25 protein-coding genes are annotated in these 22,856 nt (G+C 61.7%); 16 read left to right on the top strand and 9 right to left on the bottom strand.

Features of this window, described 5'->3' with window-relative positions; translation table 11 throughout:
* Nucleotides 1-66: 66 nt before the first annotated feature.
* The 6 genes from RA20_RS14265 to rpsF all read right to left on the bottom strand — a co-directional run bounded on the left by RA20_RS14265 (nt 67) and on the right by rpsF (nt 4,559).
* Nucleotides 67-534: a lytic transglycosylase domain-containing protein gene (locus RA20_RS14265; RefSeq protein ID WP_039130014.1), complete on the bottom strand. Its 468-nt coding sequence runs from the start codon at nt 532-534 to the stop codon at nt 67-69.
* 519 nt (nt 535-1,053) lie between these two features.
* Entirely contained in the window at nt 1,054-2,838 is a 1,785-nt protein-coding gene (locus RA20_RS14260; RefSeq protein WP_052249004.1) for a cobalamin-dependent protein, read from the bottom strand.
* A 119-nt stretch (nt 2,839-2,957) separates the two neighbouring features.
* The gene (locus RA20_RS14255; protein WP_039130012.1) at nt 2,958-3,149 is read right to left on the bottom strand and encodes a hypothetical protein; all 192 of its coding nucleotides are present in this window, start codon (nt 3,147-3,149) and stop codon (nt 2,958-2,960) included.
* A 176-nt stretch (nt 3,150-3,325) separates the two neighbouring features.
* Nucleotides 3,326-3,937, bottom strand: a complete 612-nt coding sequence (gene rplI, locus RA20_RS14250) for a 50S ribosomal protein L9 (protein ID WP_039130009.1) — start codon at nt 3,935-3,937, stop codon at nt 3,326-3,328.
* A gap of 12 nt (nt 3,938-3,949) precedes the next feature.
* On the bottom strand, nt 3,950-4,177 hold the full coding sequence (rpsR, locus tag RA20_RS14245) for a 30S ribosomal protein S18 (protein ID WP_005982441.1): 228 nt from the start codon (nt 4,175-4,177) through the stop codon (nt 3,950-3,952).
* A 28-nt stretch (nt 4,178-4,205) separates the two neighbouring features.
* Nucleotides 4,206-4,559 carry a 30S ribosomal protein S6 gene (gene rpsF / locus RA20_RS14240; RefSeq protein WP_039129994.1) on the bottom strand — a complete coding sequence of 118 codons (354 nt, stop codon included), beginning with the start codon at nt 4,557-4,559 and terminating at the stop codon, nt 4,206-4,208.
* Between the two features lie 306 nt (nt 4,560-4,865).
* On the opposite strand from rpsF, the gene RA20_RS14235 reads away from it, so the two are divergent.
* From RA20_RS14235 to RA20_RS25075, 3 genes are all read left to right on the top strand, one after another.
* On the top strand, nt 4,866-5,399 hold the full coding sequence (locus tag RA20_RS14235; RefSeq protein ID WP_052249003.1) for a hypothetical protein: 534 nt from the start codon (nt 4,866-4,868) through the stop codon (nt 5,397-5,399).
* 158 nt (nt 5,400-5,557) lie between these two features.
* Nucleotides 5,558-6,136 carry a YceI family protein gene (locus tag RA20_RS14230; RefSeq protein ID WP_039129991.1) on the top strand — a complete coding sequence of 193 codons (579 nt, stop codon included), beginning with the start codon at nt 5,558-5,560 and terminating at the stop codon, nt 6,134-6,136.
* Nucleotides 6,137-6,327: 191 nt separating this feature from the next.
* Complete coding sequence (locus tag RA20_RS25075; protein WP_082018018.1) at nt 6,328-6,648, top strand: hypothetical protein; 321 nt, start codon at nt 6,328-6,330, stop codon at nt 6,646-6,648.
* 433 nt (nt 6,649-7,081) lie between these two features.
* Here the strand turns inward: RA20_RS25075 and RA20_RS14225 are convergent, their stop codons facing one another.
* Nucleotides 7,082-8,353 carry a cytochrome b/b6 domain-containing protein gene (locus RA20_RS14225; RefSeq protein ID WP_039129989.1) on the bottom strand — a complete coding sequence of 424 codons (1,272 nt, stop codon included), beginning with the start codon at nt 8,351-8,353 and terminating at the stop codon, nt 7,082-7,084.
* A 179-nt stretch (nt 8,354-8,532) separates the two neighbouring features.
* On the opposite strand from RA20_RS14225, the gene fabD reads away from it, so the two are divergent.
* The 4 genes from fabD (at nt 8,533) to RA20_RS14200 (ending at nt 11,897) form a co-directional block, all read left to right on the top strand.
* Nucleotides 8,533-9,465, top strand: coding sequence for an ACP S-malonyltransferase (fabD, locus tag RA20_RS14220; protein WP_039129987.1), 933 nt, complete (start codon nt 8,533-8,535; stop codon nt 9,463-9,465).
* A gap of 58 nt (nt 9,466-9,523) precedes the next feature.
* Nucleotides 9,524-10,261: a 3-oxoacyl-ACP reductase FabG gene (fabG, locus tag RA20_RS14215; protein ID WP_039129984.1), complete on the top strand. Its 738-nt coding sequence runs from the start codon at nt 9,524-9,526 to the stop codon at nt 10,259-10,261.
* A 417-nt stretch (nt 10,262-10,678) separates the two neighbouring features.
* Nucleotides 10,679-10,912 (top strand): acyl carrier protein, encoded by a 234-nt coding sequence (locus RA20_RS14205; protein ID WP_005982462.1) that lies wholly within the window; start codon nt 10,679-10,681, stop codon nt 10,910-10,912.
* 241 nt (nt 10,913-11,153) lie between these two features.
* Complete coding sequence (locus RA20_RS14200; RefSeq protein WP_039129965.1) at nt 11,154-11,897, top strand: 1-(5-phosphoribosyl)-5-[(5-phosphoribosylamino)methylideneamino]imidazole-4-carboxamide isomerase; 744 nt, start codon at nt 11,154-11,156, stop codon at nt 11,895-11,897.
* A 105-nt stretch (nt 11,898-12,002) separates the two neighbouring features.
* Here RA20_RS14200 and RA20_RS14195 read toward each other — a convergent pair whose 3' ends face one another.
* The gene (locus RA20_RS14195) at nt 12,003-12,665 is read right to left on the bottom strand and encodes a PilZ domain-containing protein (RefSeq protein ID WP_241482260.1); all 663 of its coding nucleotides are present in this window, start codon (nt 12,663-12,665) and stop codon (nt 12,003-12,005) included.
* Between the two features lie 794 nt (nt 12,666-13,459).
* Between RA20_RS14195 and fabF the strand changes: the two genes are divergently transcribed.
* Both fabF and mltG read left to right on the top strand, forming a co-directional pair.
* Nucleotides 13,460-14,725: a beta-ketoacyl-ACP synthase II gene (fabF, locus tag RA20_RS14190; RefSeq protein ID WP_039129960.1), complete on the top strand. Its 1,266-nt coding sequence runs from the start codon at nt 13,460-13,462 to the stop codon at nt 14,723-14,725.
* The gene (gene mltG, locus RA20_RS14185) at nt 14,725-15,879 is read left to right on the top strand and encodes an endolytic transglycosylase MltG (RefSeq protein ID WP_039129958.1); all 1,155 of its coding nucleotides are present in this window, start codon (nt 14,725-14,727) and stop codon (nt 15,877-15,879) included. Before fabF ends, mltG begins: the two co-directional genes overlap by 1 nt.
* A 58-nt stretch (nt 15,880-15,937) precedes the next feature.
* Here mltG and RA20_RS14180 read toward each other — a convergent pair whose 3' ends face one another.
* A complete protein-coding gene (locus RA20_RS14180; protein WP_039129956.1) occupies nt 15,938-16,840 on the bottom strand; it encodes a LysR family transcriptional regulator in 903 nt (300 codons plus the stop codon).
* Between the two features lie 127 nt (nt 16,841-16,967).
* On the opposite strand from RA20_RS14180, the gene RA20_RS14175 reads away from it, so the two are divergent.
* The 7 genes from RA20_RS14175 to RA20_RS14145 all read left to right on the top strand — a co-directional run bounded on the left by RA20_RS14175 (nt 16,968) and on the right by RA20_RS14145 (nt 22,725).
* Nucleotides 16,968-17,447 carry an ester cyclase gene (locus RA20_RS14175; RefSeq protein WP_039129954.1) on the top strand — a complete coding sequence of 160 codons (480 nt, stop codon included), beginning with the start codon at nt 16,968-16,970 and terminating at the stop codon, nt 17,445-17,447.
* 181 nt (nt 17,448-17,628) lie between these two features.
* Nucleotides 17,629-17,997 carry a hypothetical protein gene (locus tag RA20_RS14170; RefSeq protein WP_039129952.1) on the top strand — a complete coding sequence of 123 codons (369 nt, stop codon included), beginning with the start codon at nt 17,629-17,631 and terminating at the stop codon, nt 17,995-17,997.
* Nucleotides 17,936-19,276 carry a DNA-packaging protein gene (locus tag RA20_RS14165; RefSeq protein WP_193748850.1) on the top strand — a complete coding sequence of 447 codons (1,341 nt, stop codon included), beginning with the start codon at nt 17,936-17,938 and terminating at the stop codon, nt 19,274-19,276. Before RA20_RS14170 ends, RA20_RS14165 begins: the two co-directional genes overlap by 62 nt.
* A gap of 233 nt (nt 19,277-19,509) precedes the next feature.
* Nucleotides 19,510-20,724 (top strand): phage portal protein, encoded by a 1,215-nt coding sequence (locus tag RA20_RS14160; protein WP_039129949.1) that lies wholly within the window; start codon nt 19,510-19,512, stop codon nt 20,722-20,724.
* Complete coding sequence (locus tag RA20_RS14155) at nt 20,717-20,941, top strand: GTA head formation protein, RCAP_rcc01685 family (protein WP_039129946.1); 225 nt, start codon at nt 20,717-20,719, stop codon at nt 20,939-20,941. Before RA20_RS14160 ends, RA20_RS14155 begins: the two co-directional genes overlap by 8 nt.
* Before the next feature lie 26 nt (nt 20,942-20,967).
* Nucleotides 20,968-21,528 (top strand): HK97 family phage prohead protease, encoded by a 561-nt coding sequence (locus RA20_RS14150; protein WP_039129944.1) that lies wholly within the window; start codon nt 20,968-20,970, stop codon nt 21,526-21,528.
* Between the two features lie 15 nt (nt 21,529-21,543).
* Entirely contained in the window at nt 21,544-22,725 is a 1,182-nt protein-coding gene (locus RA20_RS14145; RefSeq protein WP_039129942.1) for a phage major capsid protein, read from the top strand.
* Nucleotides 22,726-22,856 lie beyond the last annotated feature (131 nt).

The raw sequence follows: 22,856 nt of genomic DNA, 5'->3' as shown, positions 1-22,856 counted from the left end.
CAGCGCGTCCCGTTGGGCCGGGCAGCGCCCCTGCAGGGCGCTGCGGCCTGTGCGGCGCAGGCCGGGTCAGGGCCGCAGGCCGGTTTCCTTGAGCATGCCGCGGCGCTTGGCCTCGTGGTAGTAGCCGCGCGAGTAATGCTTTACCGCCTGGTCCTGGCTGCCATCCGAGATCAGCCAGGCGCCGCGCAGGTACTTCACCGCGTATTTCAGGTTGGTGTCCGCATCCAGCAGATCCTTGGGCTGGCCCTGGAACCCCATCGAGCGGGCCGTGGCGGGCAGGATCTGCAGCAGGCCGTAATACGGGCGGTTCACGGCCCAAGGCCGGTGGGTGCTTTCCCGCACCGCCAGCCGGTGCACCAGGCTGCGCGGCACCTCGTAGTGGTCGGCCCAATGGTTGATCTTCTGTCTTAGTTCAGGCGTCTCATTTGGAAAGAGCGGCGGATCAAAGGCGGGCGGCGGCGCGTCGGCACGGCTGCCGCAGGCTGCCAGGGCGCCGGCGGCGAGGATCAGGGACAGCAAAAAGCGGCGTTTCATCTAGCCTCCGGTGGGTTCGGGAACAGGATCTCCGGCCAGCCTACAGGCGGGCGCTGGAGCTTCAACCGGAACACATTTGAAGCGGCGCTTTTTCTCTCATCCGGCTGACGGAGAAAGCCAGGTTAGCTGCAGAGGGGGCCGCTTAGGCCGTTGCTGTGGATTTGTGTCAAACTTTAGCATCAATTCAATTGTTAATTAGCTTTAAACACTACATGTTGGGGGTGCGCATTGAGGCAGAAACAACCCTCAGGGCAGTTTGCCCCTCACGCCTGTGGGGCAGCTGACCAAATCGGGCAGAGGGGGCCGCGGCTGTTTCCCAATTTTCCGCGGTCCCTATAACCAAGTTCCGAAGCGGCGGGCCGGGCGCTGGCCGGGAATCCTTGTCCCTGACGTTCTAAGCCTAAAGACCAGGACCACGGTGTTTTGGCGATGCGATCTTGGGCTTGCTCATCTTACCAATGCGCCGCGATCCGCAGACGGTTTCAGCCAGGCTAAGGGAATTTCTTACTGATGCTGTGATCAGGCCTCCGCAGCAGGCTGAAGAAGCTGCTTCAGGCAAAGGCTGGCGGCATCGAGGTCCAGGCAGGGGAAAGCGCCAAGTTCCTGCAGCTCCCCGCTCACGTCTACGGGCAGGCTGGTATTGCTGGCGGCAGGAATTTCGTTCAGGCGTCCGCCAATCAGGACGGGGATCTCTGCGTCCTCTTGTGCCAGCGCTTGCAACAAGGCGCGGGCATAGCGGAGCGCCACGCCGTTGTACGTGCTGAGTGCAATGGCCTGGACACCGTTTCCGATTGCAGCAGCGGCCACATGGGCCGGGTCGCTGGAGATGCCGCCATCTGCCACGGTAAAGCCTGCCCGGGCAAAGACCGTGTCGAGCAGCATCTTGCCATGCTCGTGAACATCCGTGGTTGCGGTCAGGATACGAAGGCCGGGACGGGCCAGGGTGCTGAGAGTTTCTCCAGCCGGGCTGCAGAGGAACTCTGCTGCTTCCTCTTCAATCTCCTGAAAAGTAGTTGCAGCCACAACCGGCTGGCGCCTTCCGGGCACGTCGGGACGCTGTCGGCCGGCGCCAAAGCGCTGCTCTAATGCGCGTGCGCCGGTCCGGCGCAGGGCCAGCAGCATCTCAAACGGGTCAGAGGTGTCAATTCCGGCCTCCTGCAACCCCTGCAAGACCCGGTTGCGGAAGCCTTCGGCTCCGGACAGAAGGGTATCACGCACCTGATCGGCGGCTACCATGTTCAGAAGCGGCAGGTAGCCGCCGGCAAGTGTCTTCATCCGGTTCAGGTGGCATTGCGCCGCGATGATTTCATCTGCGTCGGGGATCCGCTCATTTTCACTAACCGGAACCGGGTTCACGGCGTGGCCGGTGGGCAGCAGCTGCTGGGCCGCGATGTCAGCCAGAAGATATGAGGAAAGCCCAGCGTAGTTTTCGGCGTGGTTGCCCTTATAGAGCACGGTGGCGCCATAGACCTGCGAACCGGGCACTCCATTGCAGACAACAGCAAGCGCACGCTGGAAGGCGATCCGGGTCAGGGGCTCGGTGAAATGGTGGCCGTAGCAAACTGCAAACGGCGCGCCGATCAGATCGGTGACAATGTACTTCTCCAGCATCGCCTGGCCGAGGGCGCTGGTCAGGTCCTCGTAGACAGCGGCATAGCCGTCATCGAGGTTGGAATGCACCAGCACTTCAACCGGCTGCGCCGCGATCAGGCCAAGCGCTTTGACTGTGGCAGCGGTGGTTTCCACGTCGTCCGAGTAGCCGGGCAGGCGGAAGGTGAAGTACTGGCCAAGGTTGCCGATCGTTGTGGCGCCGGCAGCAAGCGCCGAACAGGTGTTTTCCAGAGCGGCCGGGAACCCAAGCATGAAGTCGCCAAAATGCATTGACGCGGGGGCGGCCTGGGTTAGGAGCGCAAAGTCCTCATCGCTGTTCAGAAGGATGCCGGTGCCCCGGGTCTGTTCACTGCGCTGCGCGCGCGGAAAGCCCATCGACCAATCCAGGCACATGCCGAAACGGTCGATCCGGGCACCTCGTTTCAGACAGGCCTCATAGACCGCTCCGGTGGCTTCCACCGAATGCGCAAGATCCCGGAACCCCAGATGCGCATGCTGCATCACCTGGCCCGCGGCCATTTGGCGTCTCTTGTACTCTGCTTCGCTGCGGCAGCCCGTGGCCGCGTGAAACGCGCTTTTGCCTACTCTCCAGAGTTCTGCCAGTTGCTTGCCTTCATTCAGCAGCGTCCGGCCTTCGGGCAATTCCGCCTCCGGAAAAATCCCGGCCCGGGTAAATGGAGCAAGTGTCTGCATGAATCCTGCCGCTAAAGGGATCTGTCACGGCGGGAACTTACTGCCAATTACACGAAGCATCACAAGATTTTTCTGCGGAGCGCCATGAAGTTTGATCAGGGCCTTGCCAGCTAAGAGGATCAGTTCTGAGGAATCCGTGCGGGGCAGGCGGCTTCAAACAGCTCCGCACCAGTCTTGATCATTCCTTGCGGCACCAGATCCGAAATGGCTTCAGTCTTGAAATCCGGCCGGTCAAACCTGTGGCCCCGCAGCAGCCGGAACAGCAGCCTGCGCCGCAGAGCCAGTTCTTCCTGCTCCAATGCATCTTGCATGGTGCACCCCCATTCTTTTCACCCGCAGCCATCGTGGCGGCGAAGGGCAAACGAATGGTTTACGCCGCTAAGGGGAAGTTCCTAAAACTTAAGAAAGCTTTGCAAGTTGTTAATTTCTAAAGAAAAAGGCCGCCCGTTCAGGCGGCCTTTCCCGTGTCTAACCAATCCGGAACGGATCAGTTGGTTTCTTCGCCAGCGGCTTCGGCTGCCGGTGCTTCGTCGTCGTCAGACGCAGCAGAGCCGATATCGTCGAACAGTTCGGCGATCTCGTATTCCGCAGCGGCTTCCTCTTCGGCGGCCAGCTCCTGGATCGATTTGCCGGATGCCTGCAGCTCGGCTTCTTCCTGCGAGCGGGCCACATTCATCTTGATTTCGACTTCGACTTCCGGGTGCAGCTTCACGGAGACCGAGTGCAGGCCCAGTTCCTTGATCGGAGCGATCAGGGCGACCTGTTTCTTGTCAACGGTGAAACCGTCAGCGGTGGCTGCTTCCGCAGCGTCGCGCGGGGTGACCGAGCCGTACAGCGCGCCCGCGTCCGATGCGGAGCGAATCACGATGAACTGCTGGCCGTCCAGCTTCTCTGCCAGAGCCTCTGCCTCTTTCTTGGTCTCCAGGTTGCGCGCTTCCAGCTGCGCTTTCTGGGCCTCGAATGCGGCGATGTTGGTTTCCGACGCGGTTTTTGCCTTGCCCTGCGGCAGCAGGAAGTTGCGGGCATAACCGGGTTTGACGTCTACGACGTCGCCCATCTGGCCCAGCTTTGCAACGCGCTCAAGAAGGATAACTTGCATCTGCTGATCTCCTTACTTCACGGCGTAGGGCAGCAGGGCGAGGAAGCGGGCGCGCTTGATAGCACGGGCCAGCTCACGCTGCTTCTTGGCCGAAACGGCGGTGATGCGCGAAGGAACGATTTTGCCGCGCTCAGAGATGTAGCGCTGCAGCAGACGGGTGTCTTTGTAGTCGATCTTCGGCGCGTTGTCGCCCGAGAACGGGCAAACCTTGCGGCGGCGGAAAAACGGTTTGGCTGCCATGATTTAGCGTCCTTTTCTCAAGCGTTGATCAGCGGCGCTCGCGACGGCCGTCGCGTTCGTCGCGCTTCTGCATCTGGACCGAAGGGCCCTCGGCGTGCTCGTCGACCTTGATGGTCAGGACGCGCATCACGTCATCATGCAGACGCATCAGGCGCTCCATTTCCTGAACGGCGCCGGCGGGGGCGTCGGACTTCAGGAAGGCATAGTGGCCTTTGCGGTTCTTGTTGATCTTGTAGGCCATGGTCTTGACGCCCCAGTACTCCTGGTCGACCAGCTTGCCGCCGTTGTCGGACAGTACAGCACCGAAGTGTTCGATGAGGCCTTCTGCTTGCGAGTTGGACAGGTCCTGACGCGCAATCATGACATGCTCATAGAGTGGCATGCGAACTCCTGTTTGTGTCTAGGCGCATTTCATAGACCGGGCATCTGCTGCTTCCGCTGCCAGGTCACGAGAGGCTGCGCGGATCGAAAGAGTTGCGGAAGCAGGCCTCCTATACAGGCTGGGGCCGAAAGAGCAAGGTTAAACCGTATGTTCAGCTCCTGCATCCGTGCGCGCCGCGGCTTTACCGCAGGCTCGCCTCATTCATGCCCAATTGCAGCTCTTCAACTATTAACGAAGCCTTAACGCGGCGAAGCACCGCGGCACCGGGGATGTCCCGGCAGAGGCAGCTTAAGAAAGGGCAGGCCCATGGCAGTGACAGATCAAACCCCGCCGCAGATCTCCCGGGTTCCCGGGGCCGGAAAAATCAGCGCTGCGGCCCGCGCTGTGCCGCTCAGCCTGAGACTGGAGGCAAACTGGAAAGTTCGGATTGTTCTGCTGCGGGTTCTTGGCGCTGCAATGATCCTCAGTTCAACCGGTCTGTGGCTGGCGCCGGGGGCCGGGGTTGATCCGGACATGAACCTGATCCGGTTCGGCGTCTCTGTTGCTTTCCTACTGACCGGGCTGGTGCTGATGACGGCCCATGAACCGGCCAACCAGCCTGAGGCCTGTTTCGACCCGGTGCGCCGGGAGCTGCGGGTGCTGCAGCGCGACAGCCGCGGCCGCCCGCGCACAGTCCTGCGCCGCAGCTATGATACCCTGGGCGGGGTGCGGCTGACCGCTGCCACCGTGCAGATGTTTGAGACGGACGGAAGCCTGCTGATCGAACTGCCGGTTGCTTCGGCGGCGATGCGCAGCCACCTGCGAGACCAGCTGAGCGGTGCGGTGCGGATCCTGTCCTGAACAGGGTTCCACGCGCGGGCCGGCAGGTTCCGTCGCTTTATTCACCGGTTTTTTTGTTCGCGCGTTCACAGATACTGTTGGATTTTGCGGGCTTCCCCTTTGGGAAGCCTGCCCCCACATGTGATGCCACATGAAGTGAACAGACGGAGCCATTCCCCATGAAGAAGACTTTGCTTGCCGCCGCCCTGGCCGCCGCTGCTGCAACCGGTGCTGCCGCAGCGCCCGAGAAATATGTTCTGGATGCCAGCCACAGCCAGATCCTGTTTGATTACAACCACCTGGGATTTTCGACCACCTGGGGCATGTTCTCGGGCTTTGAAGGCGAGGTGATGTTCGACCAGGAAAACCCGGCCGCTTCCAGCGTCAGCGTGAGCATGCCGCTTAGCATGATGTTCACCGGCTGGCAGGCTCGCTTCGACCACTTCATGACCAAGGATTTCTTTGACGCGACCGAAGATGAAACCGTCAGCTTCTCTTCCACCGCGATCGAAGTGACCGGCGAGAATACTGCCAAGATCACCGGCGACCTGACCTTGAACGGCGTGACCAAGCCGGTGGTGCTGGATGCCAAGCTGAACCAAACCGGCGAGCACCCGATGGCGAAAAAGCCCTGGGCCGGGTTTGACGCAACCGCCACCGTGCTGCGCTCTGACTTCAACCTGGGCCAGTTCGCACCCTTCGTCAGCGATGAAGTGAACATCAAGATCTCGATCGAGGCGATGAAAGCCGACAGCTAAGCGCCGGACCGGGTGAAGAGGCCGCTGGTCCCCAACGGGGCTGGCGGCTTTTTTGTGCCCGAAGCGCCTTCTTGGGTATCGGTTCGGGGTTCGACCCCCTCCCCAAAGCGTGACAGGAGTTCATTGGCCACCGGCTGCCCTTCGTTGCATCCTTGAGGAGGCCCCTGCGGCCACCTCGGAAAGGAGGCACCATGTTCCGCTTAGGCAATCTTGCATCGGCCGGCGCGGCTTTGGCGCTTGCCGTCAATCTGGCGCTCGCGCCGCCTGCTGCGGCGCACGGTTCCGGTGATGATGCCGCCCGCGCAATCGCCGGGCTGATCGCCCTGGGTATCATCGTCAAGAGCCTGGACGACCGCAAGCACCATCACAGCAGCCGCAATTATTCATACCAGCCGCGAAGTTCCTACCATCCGCACCGGCCGCGGCACCGCGCCGGGCATCATCGGCACCACCACCGGGGCATTCACCGTCACCGCACCCGCCATGGCGGCTATTACCGGCACCGGCACTGATCTCTTTCATGAGGGAAACCGGATTGCCGAGTGGAAGGCAACCTGGCGTACTTCGTCCGCAGAGCGTTAGGTGAGGCAAAGGACCTGTTTGTGACTTCCAAGCTCAACCTTCTGGCGAGGATGGTCTCATGCAGCTTGTACAGGCTGCAGGGAAGCAGCCCTGCGCGGCCCGAAGCGCCCCTGAACGCGGTTCCATTCTATGGAAATGGAGATTTGCAGAGACCGGCCGCAGCGTGGTTCAGGGTCGGGGTCCCGGCCTGCCTTAGATTGATATGGAAAACCTGGAGCGGAGTTTTAGACGGGTTCCGCCGTTTCTGCGAACCGGTGGCGCGCCGCGCGTCAGCGCGGCGCCGGGCCCAAGGCTGCCAGGAGGTTCCGGCGCAGCCGGGGCATCCGCAGGCGCGGGAGGGCTGCACCTGCGAAGGCTCTCGGATCATTCGGATCTGCTGGCCTCCAGCTCCACCGCAACATCTACGGCAAACGCCAGAGAACTTTCGTCGGGCAGGCTCTTGCCGACGCCGAAATCCAGGCGGTTCAATGTCAGCCCGCCCTGCATCACAGCCTTCCCTTCTTCCAGATTCAGATCAAAGGGCAGGGTGACCGGCACGGTCTGCCCCTTGATGGTCAGGGTGCCTGCGGCCTGGTAGCCTTCAGCCAGTTTTTCGATCTCCGCCTTGAACTGGGCTGTCGGGAAATTGGCGCTGTCGAAATAATCGGCGCCCATGGCCTGGCTGGCGACCGAGCCCAGCTCCAGAGAGGCGATGCCAATGGTGACATCCACATCGCCGGCTGGACCCGGACCCGCGGGCTCTTCGAAGTTGATCACTGCTGTCCATTCACCGAAGCTGCCTTGGATAACGCTGCCCATCTGTGTGACAGAAATCCCAAGCTTGCCAGACTGTACGGCCCAGGCGCCCGCCTGCACAGGCGCTGCAACAATCGGAGCTTGGGTTCTGGTTATACCATCGTCCGCGTGATCATGCGCTTCTGCCTGGCTTTGGTCATGGCCGCCGAAAACGCCGATCACAGCGCCGCCGCCCAGGGCGCCGGCCCAAACCAGCAGAGCTGCAAAAAACGGTGCCAGGCTGTGGGTCTGCACAGGCGGTTCCGGCATGTCGCTGCCGCCAGGCAGCATCCGCCGCAGTGTGGAATCGCGGTCAGCCACGTGATGCTTCAGCGCGCCTGCAATGTGCAAACCCAATGACACAGCGAGGGTCCAGACCAGCACCCAATGCAAGCCGCCAAAGAAACCGGCCACTGCTTCAGACTTCGGTACAAGCGGCAGGTTTTGCCCGAAGGGCCACCAAATGGGGGCAAAGCCGCTGGTTGCCGCATGGTGGATCCAGCCGCTCAGCGGTACTGCCACGAGCGAGCCATAAAGCAGCCAATGCACCATCTCTGCCGCCAGCGCCTCTGCCTTGCGGTCCGGATGCAGCAGTCCGGGCTTCGGCTGGCTCAGCGCCCACAGGATGCGGAGCAGCGCCGTGAAAAACACGGCCACACCGATCGTTTTATGCAGTGAGAACAGCAATGTGGCCCGCTCGATCACCAGCTGGCTGCCGTCAAATCCGGGGCTTTGAATGTCATGCGCCAGCTCGTTGGCGAAATAGCCCAGCGGAAAAGCCGAGAAAATCAGCAGGGCGGTCAGCCAGTGGAAGGTCTTGGCGATGCTGCCATAGCTGCGAAAGGTGTTCTGGCGGGGCATGGGACAGGGGGTCCTTTTGTCTTCGGAAGTTGCTCTCAACCTAGCAACACCTCAGTTCCGTTCAATATTCGCGCGCCCTTCATTCCTGCACAGGTTTGGTGCGCAAAGTGCAGCTTTGCTTGTACGCAAGGGAAAGGGCCGTTACATCAGGCAAAACGCTAAAACAGACGAGGTCTTCAATGACGATCGCATTCGTGTTTCCCGGGCAGGGCGCCCAGACCATCGGCATGGGCAAGGCGCTGGCCGATGCCTATCCGGCCGCCAAGGCTGTCTTTGACGAGGTGGATGAGGCGCTGGGTGAGAAGCTGAGCCAGCTGATCTGGGAAGGTGAGATCGAAACCCTGACCCTGACCCAGAACGCACAGCCCGCGCTGATGGCCACCTCGATGGCTGCCATGCGCGCGCTGGAGGCCGAAGGCGTCACAGTTGAAAAAGCCTCGTTCGTTGCGGGCCATTCGCTTGGCGAATATTCCGCGCTGGCTGCTGCCGGTGCGATTTCGGTTGCGGACACCGCGCGCCTGCTGCGCACCCGCGGCTTGGCGATGCAAAGCGCCGTGCCGGTGGGCGAGGGCGCGATGGCGGCAATCCTGGGTCTGGACTTGGAAGCCGTGCGCGCGGTGGCCGAAGAAGCCGCGCAGGGCGAAGTCTGCCAGGCTGCCAACGACAATGATCCGACCCAGGTCGTGGTTTCAGGTGCCAGGGCCGCGGTAGAGCGCGCGGCAGTGATCGCCAAGGAAAAAGGTGCAAAGCGCGCGGTGATGCTGCCGGTATCCGCACCCTTCCACTGCGCCCTGATGCAGCCTGCCGCTGATGCAATGGCTGAAGCGCTGGCCGGCGTTGACATTAAATCCCCCGCTGTCCCGCTGATCGCCAATGTCCGCGCTGACGAAGTCACCAGCCCGGATGAGATCCGGCAATTGCTGGTCGAGCAGGTCACCGGCTCGGTGCGCTGGCGCGAAAGCGTGCAGGCGATGGGCGCCAAGGGCGTCACTGAATTCTGGGAGATCGGCGCAGGCAAGGCCCTGTCCGGGATGATCCGCAAGATCGACCGGGCGCTGGCCTGCCGCCAGGTCGGCACCCCCGATGACGCCAAGGCCGCTGCAGAGGCCTAATCCGATTTTCCCGGTGCGGCTCGGGCTGCGCCGGGGTTCAGACCTAAAGGACAAGAACATGTTTGATTTGACTGGCAAGAATGCACTGGTGACCGGTGCGTCCGGCGGCATTGGCGGCGAAATCGCCCGTGCGCTGCACGCCGCAGGTGCCACCGTTGCCCTGTCCGGCACCCGCGAAGAGCCGTTGAACGCGCTGGCCGCAGAACTGGGCGAGCGCGCCCATGTGGTGACCTGCAACCTGTCCGACCCCGAGTCGGTTGAGGCGCTGCCGAAACAGGCGGCTGAGGCGATGGGCTCTGTCGACATCCTGGTCAACAACGCAGGCATCACCCGCGATAACCTGTTCATGCGTATGAAGGACGAGGAATGGCAGAGCGTTCTGGACGTGAACCTCACCTCGACCATGCGCCTGTGCCGCGGTGTGCTGCGCGGCATGATGAAAGCCCGCTGGGGACGCATCATCAACATCTCGTCTGTGGTTGGCGCCACCGGCAACCCGGGCCAGGGGAATTATGCCGCCTCCAAAGCGGGCATGGTCGGCATGTCCAAATCGCTGGCCTATGAAGTGGCGAACCGCGGCATCACCGTGAACGCGGTTGCGCCGGGCTTCATCGCCACCGCGATGACCGACAAGCTGAACGACACTCAGAAGGACGCGATCCTGACCCAGATCCCGGCCGGGCGCATGGGAGATTCGAAGGAAATCGCATCTGCCGTTCTGTATCTGGCAAGCCAGGAAGCGGGCTATGTCACCGGCACCACGCTGCATGTGAATGGCGGCATGGCGATGATCTGAGAACAGATCCGCTCTGTTGTTTTGGAAGCCCTGCAGGCAAATGCAGGGCTTTTTCCGTTGCAGCGCCTGAGCAAGGACCGCCCTCCGCAGTCTGTTTCCGCCGCCAAGCGGTTGAAAAACGGTGAATTTGCGAAAAAATTCCTGCGGCGCCCTTGCAAGGACTTGATTGCGGGGCCATCTGCACGCTTCATAGCGGCCAGAGGCGGGCTGCCTCGGCTCAAGTGACCAAGCGAAAACGTTTGCCTTGGCCGCGGTCTATGTTATAGGCGGCCCATATTCGCGCTGGCATTTCCTAACGGAAACGCCGCACCGTCCCCGCCCGGCGGGGATCACACCGCCCGCACCGGGCAAAAACCACGCCGCCCGACCGGGCAAGGGCAGAACCGGGCAGAGTGCCCTGAAAGACGAGGAAGAGACATGAGCGACGTCGCAGATCGCGTTAAGAAGATCGTTGTTGAGCACCTGGGTGTTGAAGAAGACAAAGTCACCGAAAACGCCTCCTTCATCGACGATCTGGGCGCAGACAGCCTGGACACCGTTGAACTGGTGATGGCGTTTGAAGAAGAGTTCGGCATCGAGATCCCGGACGATGCGGCCGAAACCATCCAGACCTTCGGCGACGCGGTCAAGTTCATCTCCGAAGCGTCCTAAGCCACGCTTCCGGATGACCGGATCAAGCGGCGTCTTCCCAGCTGGGAAGGCGCCGTTTTCTTTTGCCGCCACGGCAGCGAATCTGTTCTTGCGGCGATCTGACCACTTGAATGTTTGCGCTATCAGGCGGCCGGGGAAACGACGCCGCAATTGTTCCATAAATCGCCATGATACGGCGTATCGTCAGCCAAAATCCGTGCTAGTCTGAACCCAAGAGGCAAAAACAGAGGAGATAGGCACTATGATGATTTACCCCACAATGGAGATTCAGAACGGCCGCTGTGTGACCCTCGAGAAAGGCCGCCTGGACGAGCCGCAGATCTGGCATGTGGACCCGGTCGAAACTGCCAAAAGCTTTGCCGCTGCCGGGGCGGAATGGATGCATGTGACCGATTTCAATGCGATTGAGGGCGACTACAGCAATGAAGAGCTGATTGGCGACATCATTCGCGGCGCCGGCATTCCAGTGCAGCTGGGCGGCGGTATGCGCTCGCGCGAGCACGTTGAGCAATGGATCGACAAAGGCGCCGGGCGGATTGTGATCGGCACCCTGGCGGCACGTGATCCGCAGCTGGTGCAGGAATTGGCCAAACACCATCCGGACCAGATCGTGCTGGCGGTCGATGTGTATCAAGGCCAGGTGATGACGGATGGCTGGCGCCAGGCCGGGGCGATTTCCCCTGCAGACTTCATCGCGGCCTTCGATACCTCGCCGCTGGCGGGAATCATTGTCACTGACATCGACAGCGACATGTCCGACCTCGAAGCCCAGCTTGGCCTGATTTCCGGTTTGGCGGAAACGTCACGCACGCCGGTGATCGCTCATGGGGTGGTGCGCAGCTCGGATGACATCTCGCGGCTCAAGTATATCTACAACATCTCCGGCGCCATGGTGAGCCGGGCGCTGTTCCGCAAGACACTGACCCTGGAGGAGGCGCTGGATGTCGCGCGTCCCGAACCGGAACCGGTGGCTGAGCTTCAGTAACCGCCGGTCTGCCGGGGGATCCGGTTTGGCGCAATTGCTTTGGGCCGTCCTGTTGAAGCAGGGCGGTCCTTTTTCCCGGACAGTCCCGGTCTGGCTGCTGGATGTCTAGGCCTGCCGCGCCCGGACAGCGGAGCGAGGGGCATCCTCGTCTTCCATCGGAAATGCCTCAAGCAAGCGGTGAAGCTGCAGGAAGTTGAAATCATTGGAAAACTTGACGCCAAAATAGTCGGGTGTTTGCCAGCGCACCTGTGCAGGCATGGTGTAGCCGCCGAATGTGAGTATCACCCGTCCCGGCACCTCGCCTGACGCGTCCAGGCGCACCTTGGCGCCGGCCCGGCTCAGGTCCACAAGATGGGCGGGAAACGCTTTTGCGCCGGCTTGAATCGTGCAAGGCACGGCGCAAGGGTAGCGTTTGGTGCGGCGGATCCTGCGGATGCCGATCCGGTCCAGGAAATAGAGCAGGCTGCCGCCCAGGACCAAGAAGGAGAGCCAGGCAATAGCGGCATTGATCATTTGCTGCCGCTGGCGCGCGTCATCGGCGCCAACTGCTACAAGTTTGCTGCCGTTACCAGATTCCTTGACCTGATCGCAGGGCAGGGCCTCCACCTGGATGCCGAATTCTTCGGTGAGTTCATGCACCCCCATATGGCGGGCACTTTCCTGGGCAACCTCGCGGCCCTGGCTCGCCAGGATCTTCAGAATCGCTGTTTGCTTTTGAAGCAGCTGTATGGTGTCGGATTCAACGGATTGAATGCCGACGGCGCGCATGCGCTGACGCAGAGGAGCCGGGGGATGGGAGCGGAGCCAGCTTTGAAGGTCCTGCAGGTGATACGCCCCTTTGCCTGAGGCAAGATAGGAGAGAAACCCTTTGGATGCCCGGTGCAGATTCGACAGATCCTGATGGACGGCACAACTTGCGCTGGCCTGTCCAGGCACGAGGGCAGTGGCCAGCAGAAAGGCAGCTATGTGGAGCCATTGACGCATGGCGTGGTCGTTCCTTCATTCCTTCGGAACAGGATTATGATGCAGAGATGCGAATTTGCGGTTAACGCACTGAGCCTGCCGGGGCCTTCCCAACAGCCCCGCGGAGGTATTCGTTCAGCGCCGCCAGGGAGACCGGCTGGCTGACGGTCCGCGGGCTTAGGGTCCTGTTGCCGGCAGGCCGTACCAGGGGCAAAACGCCGGGCGCAGGACCTGGAGCGAAGCAGCGGGAGAACTTAGGGAATGAGGTTCAGATTGTGTTTGCGTTCTGACAGATTTTCCAAGGGGCAGTACCGGACCTTTGAACCTGGCCGGTTGCTTCAAAGTAAAAAAAGCGGGCTGGAGCAAAATTGGCCCAGATCTCCAGCCCGCTGTGGCATTCCTAGAGGACGGAAGCCAAAATTTTCACTTTGATAAAGTCAACCTACAAGGGAATGGTTAATCAAACATTCCCGCTCTATTATTATCCCGCAAAAATCCGATTGCCGGAGCAGCGCCTCCCCGCTTAGCCCGCTCTTGCGCCCGCGGTGTATTCCAAGCTATTTGGACGGACGGATTGCCGAGGCAAAGGAGAGCAAGGAATGCGTCGAGTAGTAGTCACCGGACTGGGCCTGGTCACCCCGCTGGCCAGCGGTGTTGAAGAAACCTGGTCGCGGCTGCTGGACGGCCAGTCGGGCGCTGGACCGATCACGCTGTTTGATGCTGAAGCCAGCGGCGTGACCACCACATATGCTTGCGAGGTCCCGCGCGGTGATGGCACCGAGGGCTCCTTTAACCCGGATGACTGGGTGATCAAGAAAGAGCAGAAGAAGATCGATGACTTCATTCTCTATGGCATTGCAGCTGCGGACATGGCCGTGCGTGATGCGGGCTGGACGCCTGAGGATGAGGACGGCCGTCTGCGCACCGGCGTGATGATCGGTTCCGGTATCGGCGGCCTGTCCTCGATCGCGGACACTGCCGTGATGATCAAGGAGAAAGGCCCCCGCCGGGTGTCGCCGTTCTTCATTCCCGGTGCGCTGATCAACCTGATCTCGGGCCAGGTTTCGATCCGCTTTGGATTCAAAGGCCCGAACCACTCGGTTGTGACGGCCTGTTCCACCGGCGCCCACGCCATTGGCGACGCAGCCCGGCTGATCAAGTCCGGCGATGCGGACGTGATGATTGCTGGCGGTGCGGAATCGGCAATCTGCGAAATCGGCATTGCCGGTTTCAATGCGTGCAAGGCGCTGTCGACCAAGCGTGCGGACGATCCCACCAAAGCGTCGCGCCCCTATGATGCCGACCGTGACGGTTTTGTCATGGGCGAAGGCGCCGGCGTCGTGGTCCTGGAGGACTACGAGCACGCCAAGGCGCGCGGCGCCAAGATCTATGCCGAGGTTCTGGGCTACGGCCTGTCGGGCGATGCCTATCACATTACCGCACCGTCCGAGGACGGCGAGGGCGGCGAGCGCTCGATGAAAGCGGCGCTGAAAAACGCGGGCCTGGAACCGTCGGCGATTGATTACATCAACGCGCATGGCACCTCGACCATGGCCGACACCATCGAACTGGGCGCCGTCGAGCGTCTGCTGGGTGATCACGCAGGCAATGTGACCATGTCCTCGACCAAATCCGCGACCGGCCACCTGCTGGGCGCCGCGGGCGCAATTGAGGCGATCTTTTCGATCCTGGCGATCCGTGACCAGGTCGCTCCGCCGACCATCAATCTGGACAATCCGGCTGTTGATACAGCGGTTGACCTGGCGCCGAACGCCAAGCGCGAGCGCAAGATCGATGTGGCGCTGTCCAACTCCTTTGGTTTTGGCGGCACCAACGCGTCGGTCATCTTCGGGAAAGCCGGCTGATGTGGCGCAGCCTCGCTTCCAATATGCTGACAGTCCTCATTGCGGCGCTGTTCCTTCTGGGCGGCGTCATCCTGTGGGGCAAATCGCAATACACCGCTGAAGGGCCGCTGGATTCGGCGATCTGCCTGCGGGTGGAACGGGGCTCGAACATGGCCCGGGTGAGCCGCGACCTGGAAACCCAGGGCGCGGTCACTTCGGGCACCATGTTCCGTCTAGGTGCCAAGTACAGCGAGAAGACCGGCCAGCTGAAGGCCGGCAGCTTTCTGGTGGAGCCGGGCTCTTCGATGGAAGAGATCATTACCCAGATCACAACCTCCGGCGCCTCGACCTGCGGCACCGAGATTGTCTACCGTGTCGGCGTGACCAGGACCCAGGCGGTGGTGCGGGAACTGGATCCTGCGACCAACAAATTTGCCCAGAAGGCTGAGTTCATTCTTGGCACTGGTGAAGTCCCCGCAGAATATACCGAAACCCGCCAGGACAGCGATACCCGCTACCGCATTGCACTGGCTGAAGGCGTCACCAGCTGGCAGGTTGTCGAAGCTCTGAAGGCGATGGACGTGCTGGCAGGCGATCCTGGCGAGCGCCCGGCCGAAGGGCTGCTGGCGCCGGACAGCTACGAAGTTTCTGCAGGCACTGAGCGGGCTGCAGTACTGGCTGAAATGCAGGAGCGCCAGCTGCTGCGGGTGAATGCCGCCTGGGAAGGCCGTTCTGCCGATGCTGCCGTCAAGACACCCGAGGAAATGCTGATCCTGGCGTCGATCATCGAGAAGGAAACAGGTGTGGCCTCTGAGCGCGGCGTGGTCTCTTCGGTTTTCACCAACCGTCTGAACCGCGGTATGCGGCTGCAAACCGACCCGACTGTGATCTACGGTGTCACCAAGGGTGAAGGCGTGCTGGGCCGCGGCTTGCGTCAAAGCGAGCTGCGCCGGGCAACCCCCTGGAACACCTATGTGATCGAGGGTCTGCCGCCGACGCCGATTGCCAACCCAGGGATGGAAAGCCTGGAGGCGGCGGTGAACCCGGATGCGACCGATTTCATCTTCTTTGTGGCTGACGGCACTGGCGGCCATGCCTTTGCCGAGACACTGCAGGAGCATAACCGCAACGTTGCAAAATGGCGCGAAATCGAAGCCCAGCAGCAGAACAACTGAGGCTTGCGGATGTCGGAAATCAGAAAAGGGCGCCTGAGGGCGCCTCTTTTTGTTTTGGTCAAGTTGCTGCAGCCTGGCTGGAGGCTGCCTTTATGAGCCTGTCCAGGAAAAGCCGGGTCAGGCCTTGCTTGGCGGTGTTTGGGTGCCAGACGGCGAAGACCCCAAGTTTCTCTGCTTTCCAGTCTGGCAGAACATGGGCCATACGCCCAGCTTGGACATCCTCCTCAGCCAGGAACCAGGGCACAATCCCGATACCCGCCCCCTGACGGGCCAGGCTGTACATGCCAAAGGCATCGTTCACGGTCGTGCGCGCCTGCATTCTGACGGACTGCACGGTGCCGCCAGGGCCTGTGAATTTCTGCCGGATGCTTTGCGCCGGGGCGAGGCGGATCCAGTCCCAGCCTGCGAGATCCTCTGGTGATTGCGGTTCGGTGCGCTTTTTCAGGTATTCTGGTGCAGCCACGATCCGGCGCTGCACTTCAAACAGTTTCCGGCTCAGAAAGGCGCTGTCTTCCAGCCAGCCGACCCGGATCGCAATATCATAGCCTTCACCCACCAGATCCTGCCGGGAATCCGCAAAGTCGACCGTCAGGTTCACCTTCGGGTAATCGGTTGAGAATGCTGCCAGTTCCCGCGCCAGAAAGGAATGTGCCAGCATCGCAGGCGCGGTCAGCCGGAGGACGCCTGACGGTTGCCTGCTGCCGCCCGACACATTCCGCAGACCGCTTTCCGCGGCGTCCAGCATCGTCCGGGCGCTGTCCATCAGCCGCTCGCCTTCATGGGTCAGCGACAAGCTCCTGGTGGACCGGTACAACAGCGCCGTTCCCAGCGTTTCCTCAAGCTTGCTGATGTGGTGGCTCACCACGGAAGGCGACAGGTTCAGCGCGGCAGCAGCACCGCGGAACGATCCGGTGTCTACCACTGACGCGAAAATCGCAATTTGCCGCAGCTGATCTATCATTATTCAAGATTTCCAAACAAAGAAGTCGATGTGTCCCATCTTATGGAATTCTGGCCGCGCGTCCATGTTGCTCATGTCAAACGCGGCCCGGCTTTCACGTTGCCGCTAAGCGATATGGAGAAATGACATGAAACGACTGAACACACTGATTGCTGCGTCCGCTCTGGCTATTGCTTCGGCATCCGGAGCCGCATGGGCCGACGGAAAGGCCTCTGTTCAAACCTTGTATGATCTGCTCAGCAACGGCGGCTCCGAACAGCACGAAGCAGCTTTCATGGACGCTTTTGCGGAAAACTGGGAAAGTGCCGGCGACTACTCCGGCAAGAACAAAAACCGCGAGGGCCTGGCCGGTATGGCAGCTTTCCTGAAGAAATCTGTGCCGGACCTGAAATTTGAAGTCCAGGAAATGATCGAGGCCGGAGATTCCATTATCGTCCGTAGCCGTTCCACCGGCACGCCGAATGGTCCGTTCTTCGGTGTGGATGGCGAAGGCCGGAGCTTCGATATTCTGGCGATCGACATCCATACGCTGGACGGGGACAAGGTCGTGCACAGCTACCATGTCGAAGACTGGGCAGGCGCTCTGCAACAGCTCAAAGGACAGTAAGTGCACCCATTGCACTGAGTTCATTGGGTTGCATTACCTTGCGTAAGCCTTGACTTTTGCAAATAAATCGCGTATAAGTTGTTTTTGCAGCTGGAAGAAATACGGACGGCCCGGGGTTCTGCCCCGCGGCCGTTTTTCTTTCTCTCGTGCAGGTCAACCACGCATGAGACAGGCAAAATCAATGACAGATTACCAGACCGGGCGGGACAGCGGTCCCGTCTTCAAACGGCAAGTCCTTTACACTTCGGATCTGCTGCGGTCCCTGCAGGATTCCATTCACAGGCTGAGGAAGGAAGCCGAAGAGCTGAGGGAGCAGCTTGAAACCACCGGTGCCGATGAAACCACCGGCGTGAAAAGCCAGGTTGGAAAGCTCAGCGAGCTGATCCGGGATTGCCAGAAGGTAGGAAAGACCATTGCAGAACAAAGCGCAGACTTCGACCGCATGCTCAAATCCGAACATGAACTCGACTTCGATGCAGCCCGCAAGGATGTCGAAAGCCGAATGGCTGGCATCGCAAGAGCCGTTTCTGATCCGGCTGTTTCTGGATGAGCTGTCCCGGAAATCTGTTTGCGCCCTGCCGCACCTGTTTGACTTCTGGGCACTGGCGCATCAGCATCCGCCGCAAGGCCTGTGGCGGGCTTGGGTGATCCTGGGGGGGCGCGGTGCGGGCAAAACCCGGGCCGGTGCCGAATGGGTCCGGTCCCAGGTCGAAGGGCCGCGGCCTGGCGATGCGGGGCTGTCCAGGCGGGTTGCGCTGGTGGGCGAGACCTATGACCAGGTGCGTGATGTGATGATCCATGGCGACAGTGGCATCCTGGCGTGTTCACCGCCGGACCGGCAGCCCAAGTGGAAAGCCTCCGAGCGCAAGCTCACCTGGCCCAACGGTGCCGAGGCGCAGGCGTTTTCCGCCAGTGATCCGGAGGCTTTGCGCGGCCCCCAGTTCGACGCCGCCTGGGCGGATGAGCTGGCCAAGTGGAAGAAGGGGCAGGAGTGCTGGGACATGCTGCAGTTTGCCCTGCGCCTGGGCCGCGACCCGCGCGCCTGCGTGACCACTACGCCGCGCAACGCGCCTGTGCTGAAGCGGCTGCTGGCTGCGCCGAGCACCGTCCGCACCCATGCACCGACCGAGGCAAACAGTGCCAATCTCGCACCTTCCTTCATCCAGGAAATGCGCGCGCGCTATGCTGGCACGCGGCTTGGACGGCAGGAACTGGACGGGGTGCTGCTGTCGGATGTGCAAGGAGCTCTTTGGTCCACGGCTGGGCTGGAGGCTTTGCAGACAGCCGAAGCTCCACCGTTGGACCGTGTCGTGGTTTCTGTCGACCCGGCAGTCAGCGCGGGCAAGTCTTCGGACGCCTGCGGCATTGTCGTGGCCGGTGCTGTAACCAGTGGCAACCCGCAAAACTGGCAGGCTTATGTGCTGGCTGACTGCACGGTGCAGGGCGTGGGGCCGCTGGCCTGGGCGCAAGCCGTGATCGCCGCCCGGGACCTTTATGATGCCGAGCGGGTGGTCGCGGAGGTCAACCAGGGCGGTGCGCTGGTAGAGACGGTTTTGCGCCAGACTGATCCGCTGGTGCCGTTCCGAGCTTTGCATGCCCGCAAAGGCAAGGCGGCGCGGGCAGAGCCCGTTGCAGCGTTGTATGAGCAGGGCCGGGTCAGGCATTTGCCTGGGCTTGGCGACCTTGAGGAACAGATGTGCCAGATGACTCCGCAGGGGTTCCAGGGGCAAGGATCTCCCGACCGGCTGGATGCGCTGGTCTGGGCTCTGCACGAGCTGATCATTGCGCCGGCGGCGCACCGCAGGATGCCGCAAGTGCGGATGCTCTAGCTGAGTGCCGGTCTGGGCCGCAGTCAGCGGATGCCCCTTTGAAAACAGATGAACCGCCTGTCATTTGCAGGCGGTTCTTGTTTTTAAACAACGCGCTAGGGTCAGGTGTTGCATTCCCTGCGTACGCCCCCCTCGGCAAATGTTCAGGCCTTTCTGCCATTAATCTTCCTCAGCAAAGGCGCAGGAGCCACCGGGCCTGCCAGCGCCAAAACCCGAGGAACAAGGAGCGGACCATGGTCTTTGACCTGCTGCGGCGCAACAAGCCCGAAACCCCGGAGACCTCTCTGGAGCAGAAAGCCAGCCAGACCGCCCGTGTGGTGTCCTGGCATGGTGCGGGCCGTGTCGCCTGGAGCCCGCGCGACAGCGTGTCCCTGACCCGCAGCGGCTTTGCCGGCAATCCGGTTGGCCACCGGGCCGTTCGCCTGATTGCCGAGGCCGCCGCCGCGGTGCCGCTGGTGCTGCAGGACAGCCGGCAGCGTTTTGACAGCCATCCCTGGCTGACACTGCTGCAGCGCCCTAATCCGGCGCAGGGCCAGACAGAGCTGCTGGAAGCTCTTTATGGCCATCTGCTGCTCTCCGGCAATGCTTACATCGAGGCCGTGGCCTCTGAAGAAGGGGCTCCCAAAGAGCTGCATGTGCTGCGTTCCGACCGGATGAGTGTGGTGCCGGGGCCGGACGGCTGGCCTGAGGGATTTGAATACGCGGTGGGCGGGCGCAAGCATCGTTTTACCGCCGACAGCGTGCAATCTCCGATCTGCCACATCAAGAGCTTCCACCCGCAGGATGACCACTACGGCTTGTCGCCGCTGCAATCCGCGGCAATGGCGATTGATGTTCACAATGCAGCCTCGCGCTGGTCCAAGGCGCTGCTCGACAATGCAGCACGCCCCTCCGGCGCGCTGGTTTGGAAGGGGTCGGACGGTCACGGGCGTATGTCCGAGGAACAATTCCGCATCCTAAGCGACGAGATTCAATCGAATTTCCAGGGCGCCAAGAATGCAGGCCGTCCGATGGTCCTGGAAGGCGGGCTGGATTGGAAACCGATGGGCTTCTCACCCTCTGACATGGAATTCCAGAAGACCAAGGACACCGCCGCCCGCGAGATTGCGCTGGCCTTTGGGGTGCCGCCGATGCTCTTGGGAATTCCGGGCGATGCGACTTACGCCAATTACCAGGAGGCCAACCGCGCCTTCTACCGGCTGACGGTGCTGCCGCTGGTGGCAAAAGTGACCGCTGCACTGGCCGACTGGCTGGCGGGCTGGACCGGTGAAGAGCTGACCCTGAAAGCCGACCTTGACCAGCTGCCGGCATTGGCCGCCGAGCGCGAAGCGCAATGGCGCCGGGTGTCCGGTGCCGAATTCCTCACCACTGCAGAAAAGCGGCAGCTGCTGGGGCTGCCCGCAGAAGCCCCGGCTGCGCCGCAACCGAAGGGCAGGCAGGATGACTGAGCACCCGATGCACGCGTTCGACTGCACGCCGGGACTGCGCCTGTCCGCCCATGAGCGGGTGGCTCAGATCCAGCACGAGGCGGTGAACCGGCGGCTCGACCGGATCGAGCAGATGATGGAGCGGCTGGAGAAGCGGCTTTGGCTCACTGTCTACGGTGTGGCCGCGGTGATCCTGGCACAGGCGTTCCAATCCTTTCTGACGGTGCAATTGCCGTAACAACAATAACTTGCGAGGCAGATATCATGCAGGGAACGGCCCAGCTTGAACATAAATTCGCGCGCTTCGGCGAGGATCTTTCGCTGAAGGATGCAACTGAGATCAAAGGCTACGCAAGCCTGTTCGGCCAGACTGATCAGGGCGGTGATGTGGTCAAGCGCGGCGCCTATGCTGCGTCGCTCAAGGCGCTGAAGGAGCAGGGCCGCACTGTCAAAATGCTGTGGCAGCACGATCCGGCCCAGCCGATTGGCGTCTGGGATGAGGTGCGCGAGGACCAGCGCGGGCTCTTTGTGAGGGGCCGCATCCTTACCGCTACACCCAAGGGCGCCGAGGCCGCCGCGCTGATCGAGGCAGGCGCCATCGATGGCCTCTCCATCGGCTACCGCACGGTGAAATCAACCCGGGGCCAGGACGGCTCCCGCCATCTGACCCAGGTGGAGCTGTGGGAAGTGTCGCTGGTCACTTTCCCCATGCTGCCAACCGCACGGGTCGCTGGCAAATCGGCGGCCACTGAAACCGAGGCACTGCGGGCATTGGCTGACGGCCTGCGGCAGATCACCAACGGCCTCAAGGCAGGCCAGAGCTAAAACAGGACACCCATCATGAGCAATCAAGACCTCCCGGCAAACACCGGGGATGCAGCGCCCCTGGCGCATGAAGTCAAGCAGGCGATGACAGGCTTTCTTCATGAATTCAAGGGGTTTCAGGACGATGTGCAATCAAGGCTGAAACAGGCAGAAGAGCGAGTGAACATGCTGGACCGTAAGACAATCTCTCAGAACCGCCCCCACCTGGCCGCAAGCCAGGACGCGGGCGCACCGCATCAGAAGGCGTTCAACGCCTACCTGCGCAGCGGTGAAGACGATGGCCTGCGCGGGCTGGAGCTGGAAGGCAAGGCGATGTCCGCAGCTGTCAACAGCGACGGCGGCTACCTGGTCGACCCGCAGACTGCTGAGACCGTGAAATCGGTGCTGCAGTCCTCGGCCTCGATCCGCGCGGTGGCTTCGGTGGTGCATGTGGAGGCGACCTCCTATGATGTTCTGATCGACCACAGCGAGATGGGTGCGGGCTGGGCGACCGAGACCGACCCGTCAGTGGAAACCTCGACTGGCACCATCGACCGCATCGCCATTCCGCTGCATGAGCTGAGTGCGCTGCCGAAGGCCTCGCAGCGGCTGCTGGACGACAGTGCCTTTGATATCGAAAGCTGGCTGGCCGGCCGCATCGCCGACAAATTTGCCCGGTCCGAGGCGGATGCCTTTATCAATGGTGATGGCGTCGACAAGCCGCGCGGCATGCTGAACCACACTGTTGTCGGCAATGACAGCTGGTCCTGGGGCAATCTGGGCTATGTCGCCTCGGGCGCTGACGCGGATGCGGGAAGCGGCGATGCAATCATTGACCTGGTCTATGCGCTGGGGGCGGAATACCGCGCCAATGCAACATTCATCATGAACTCCAAGACCGCGGGAATGCTGCGGAAACTGAAAGACGCCGACGGCCGGTTCCTGTGGTCCGACGGGCTGGCCGCGGGGGAACCCGCGCGCCTGATGGGCTACCCGGTGCTGATTGCCGAAGACATGCCGGACCCGGCAACCGACAGCTATTCGATCGCTTTCGGCGACTTCCGCGCCGGCTACACCATCGCCGAGCGCCCGGATCTGCGGGTGCTGCGCGACCCGTTCAGCGCCAAGCCGCATGTGCTGTTCTATGCGACCAAGCGTGTTGGCGGCGACGTCAGCGACTTTGCCGCAATCAAGCTGATGAAATTCGGCCTGAGCTAAGGCTCACGGCTGATGGCGGACCGGCAGCCCGGTCCGCCGGCGGGCACGCACCACCTTGTTTTCTGCCGTCTAGCTGCTCCCCCTCCGTCCGAGCGGCAGGAGACGGGGCGTGCCCGCCGAAACTGACATGG

This window comes from Leisingera sp. ANG-Vp (assembly GCF_000813725.1).
Classification (GTDB): domain Bacteria; phylum Pseudomonadota; class Alphaproteobacteria; order Rhodobacterales; family Rhodobacteraceae; genus Leisingera.
The sequence above is the reverse complement of the archived record's forward strand: the minus strand, read 5'-3'. Positions and strand labels throughout refer to the sequence as shown.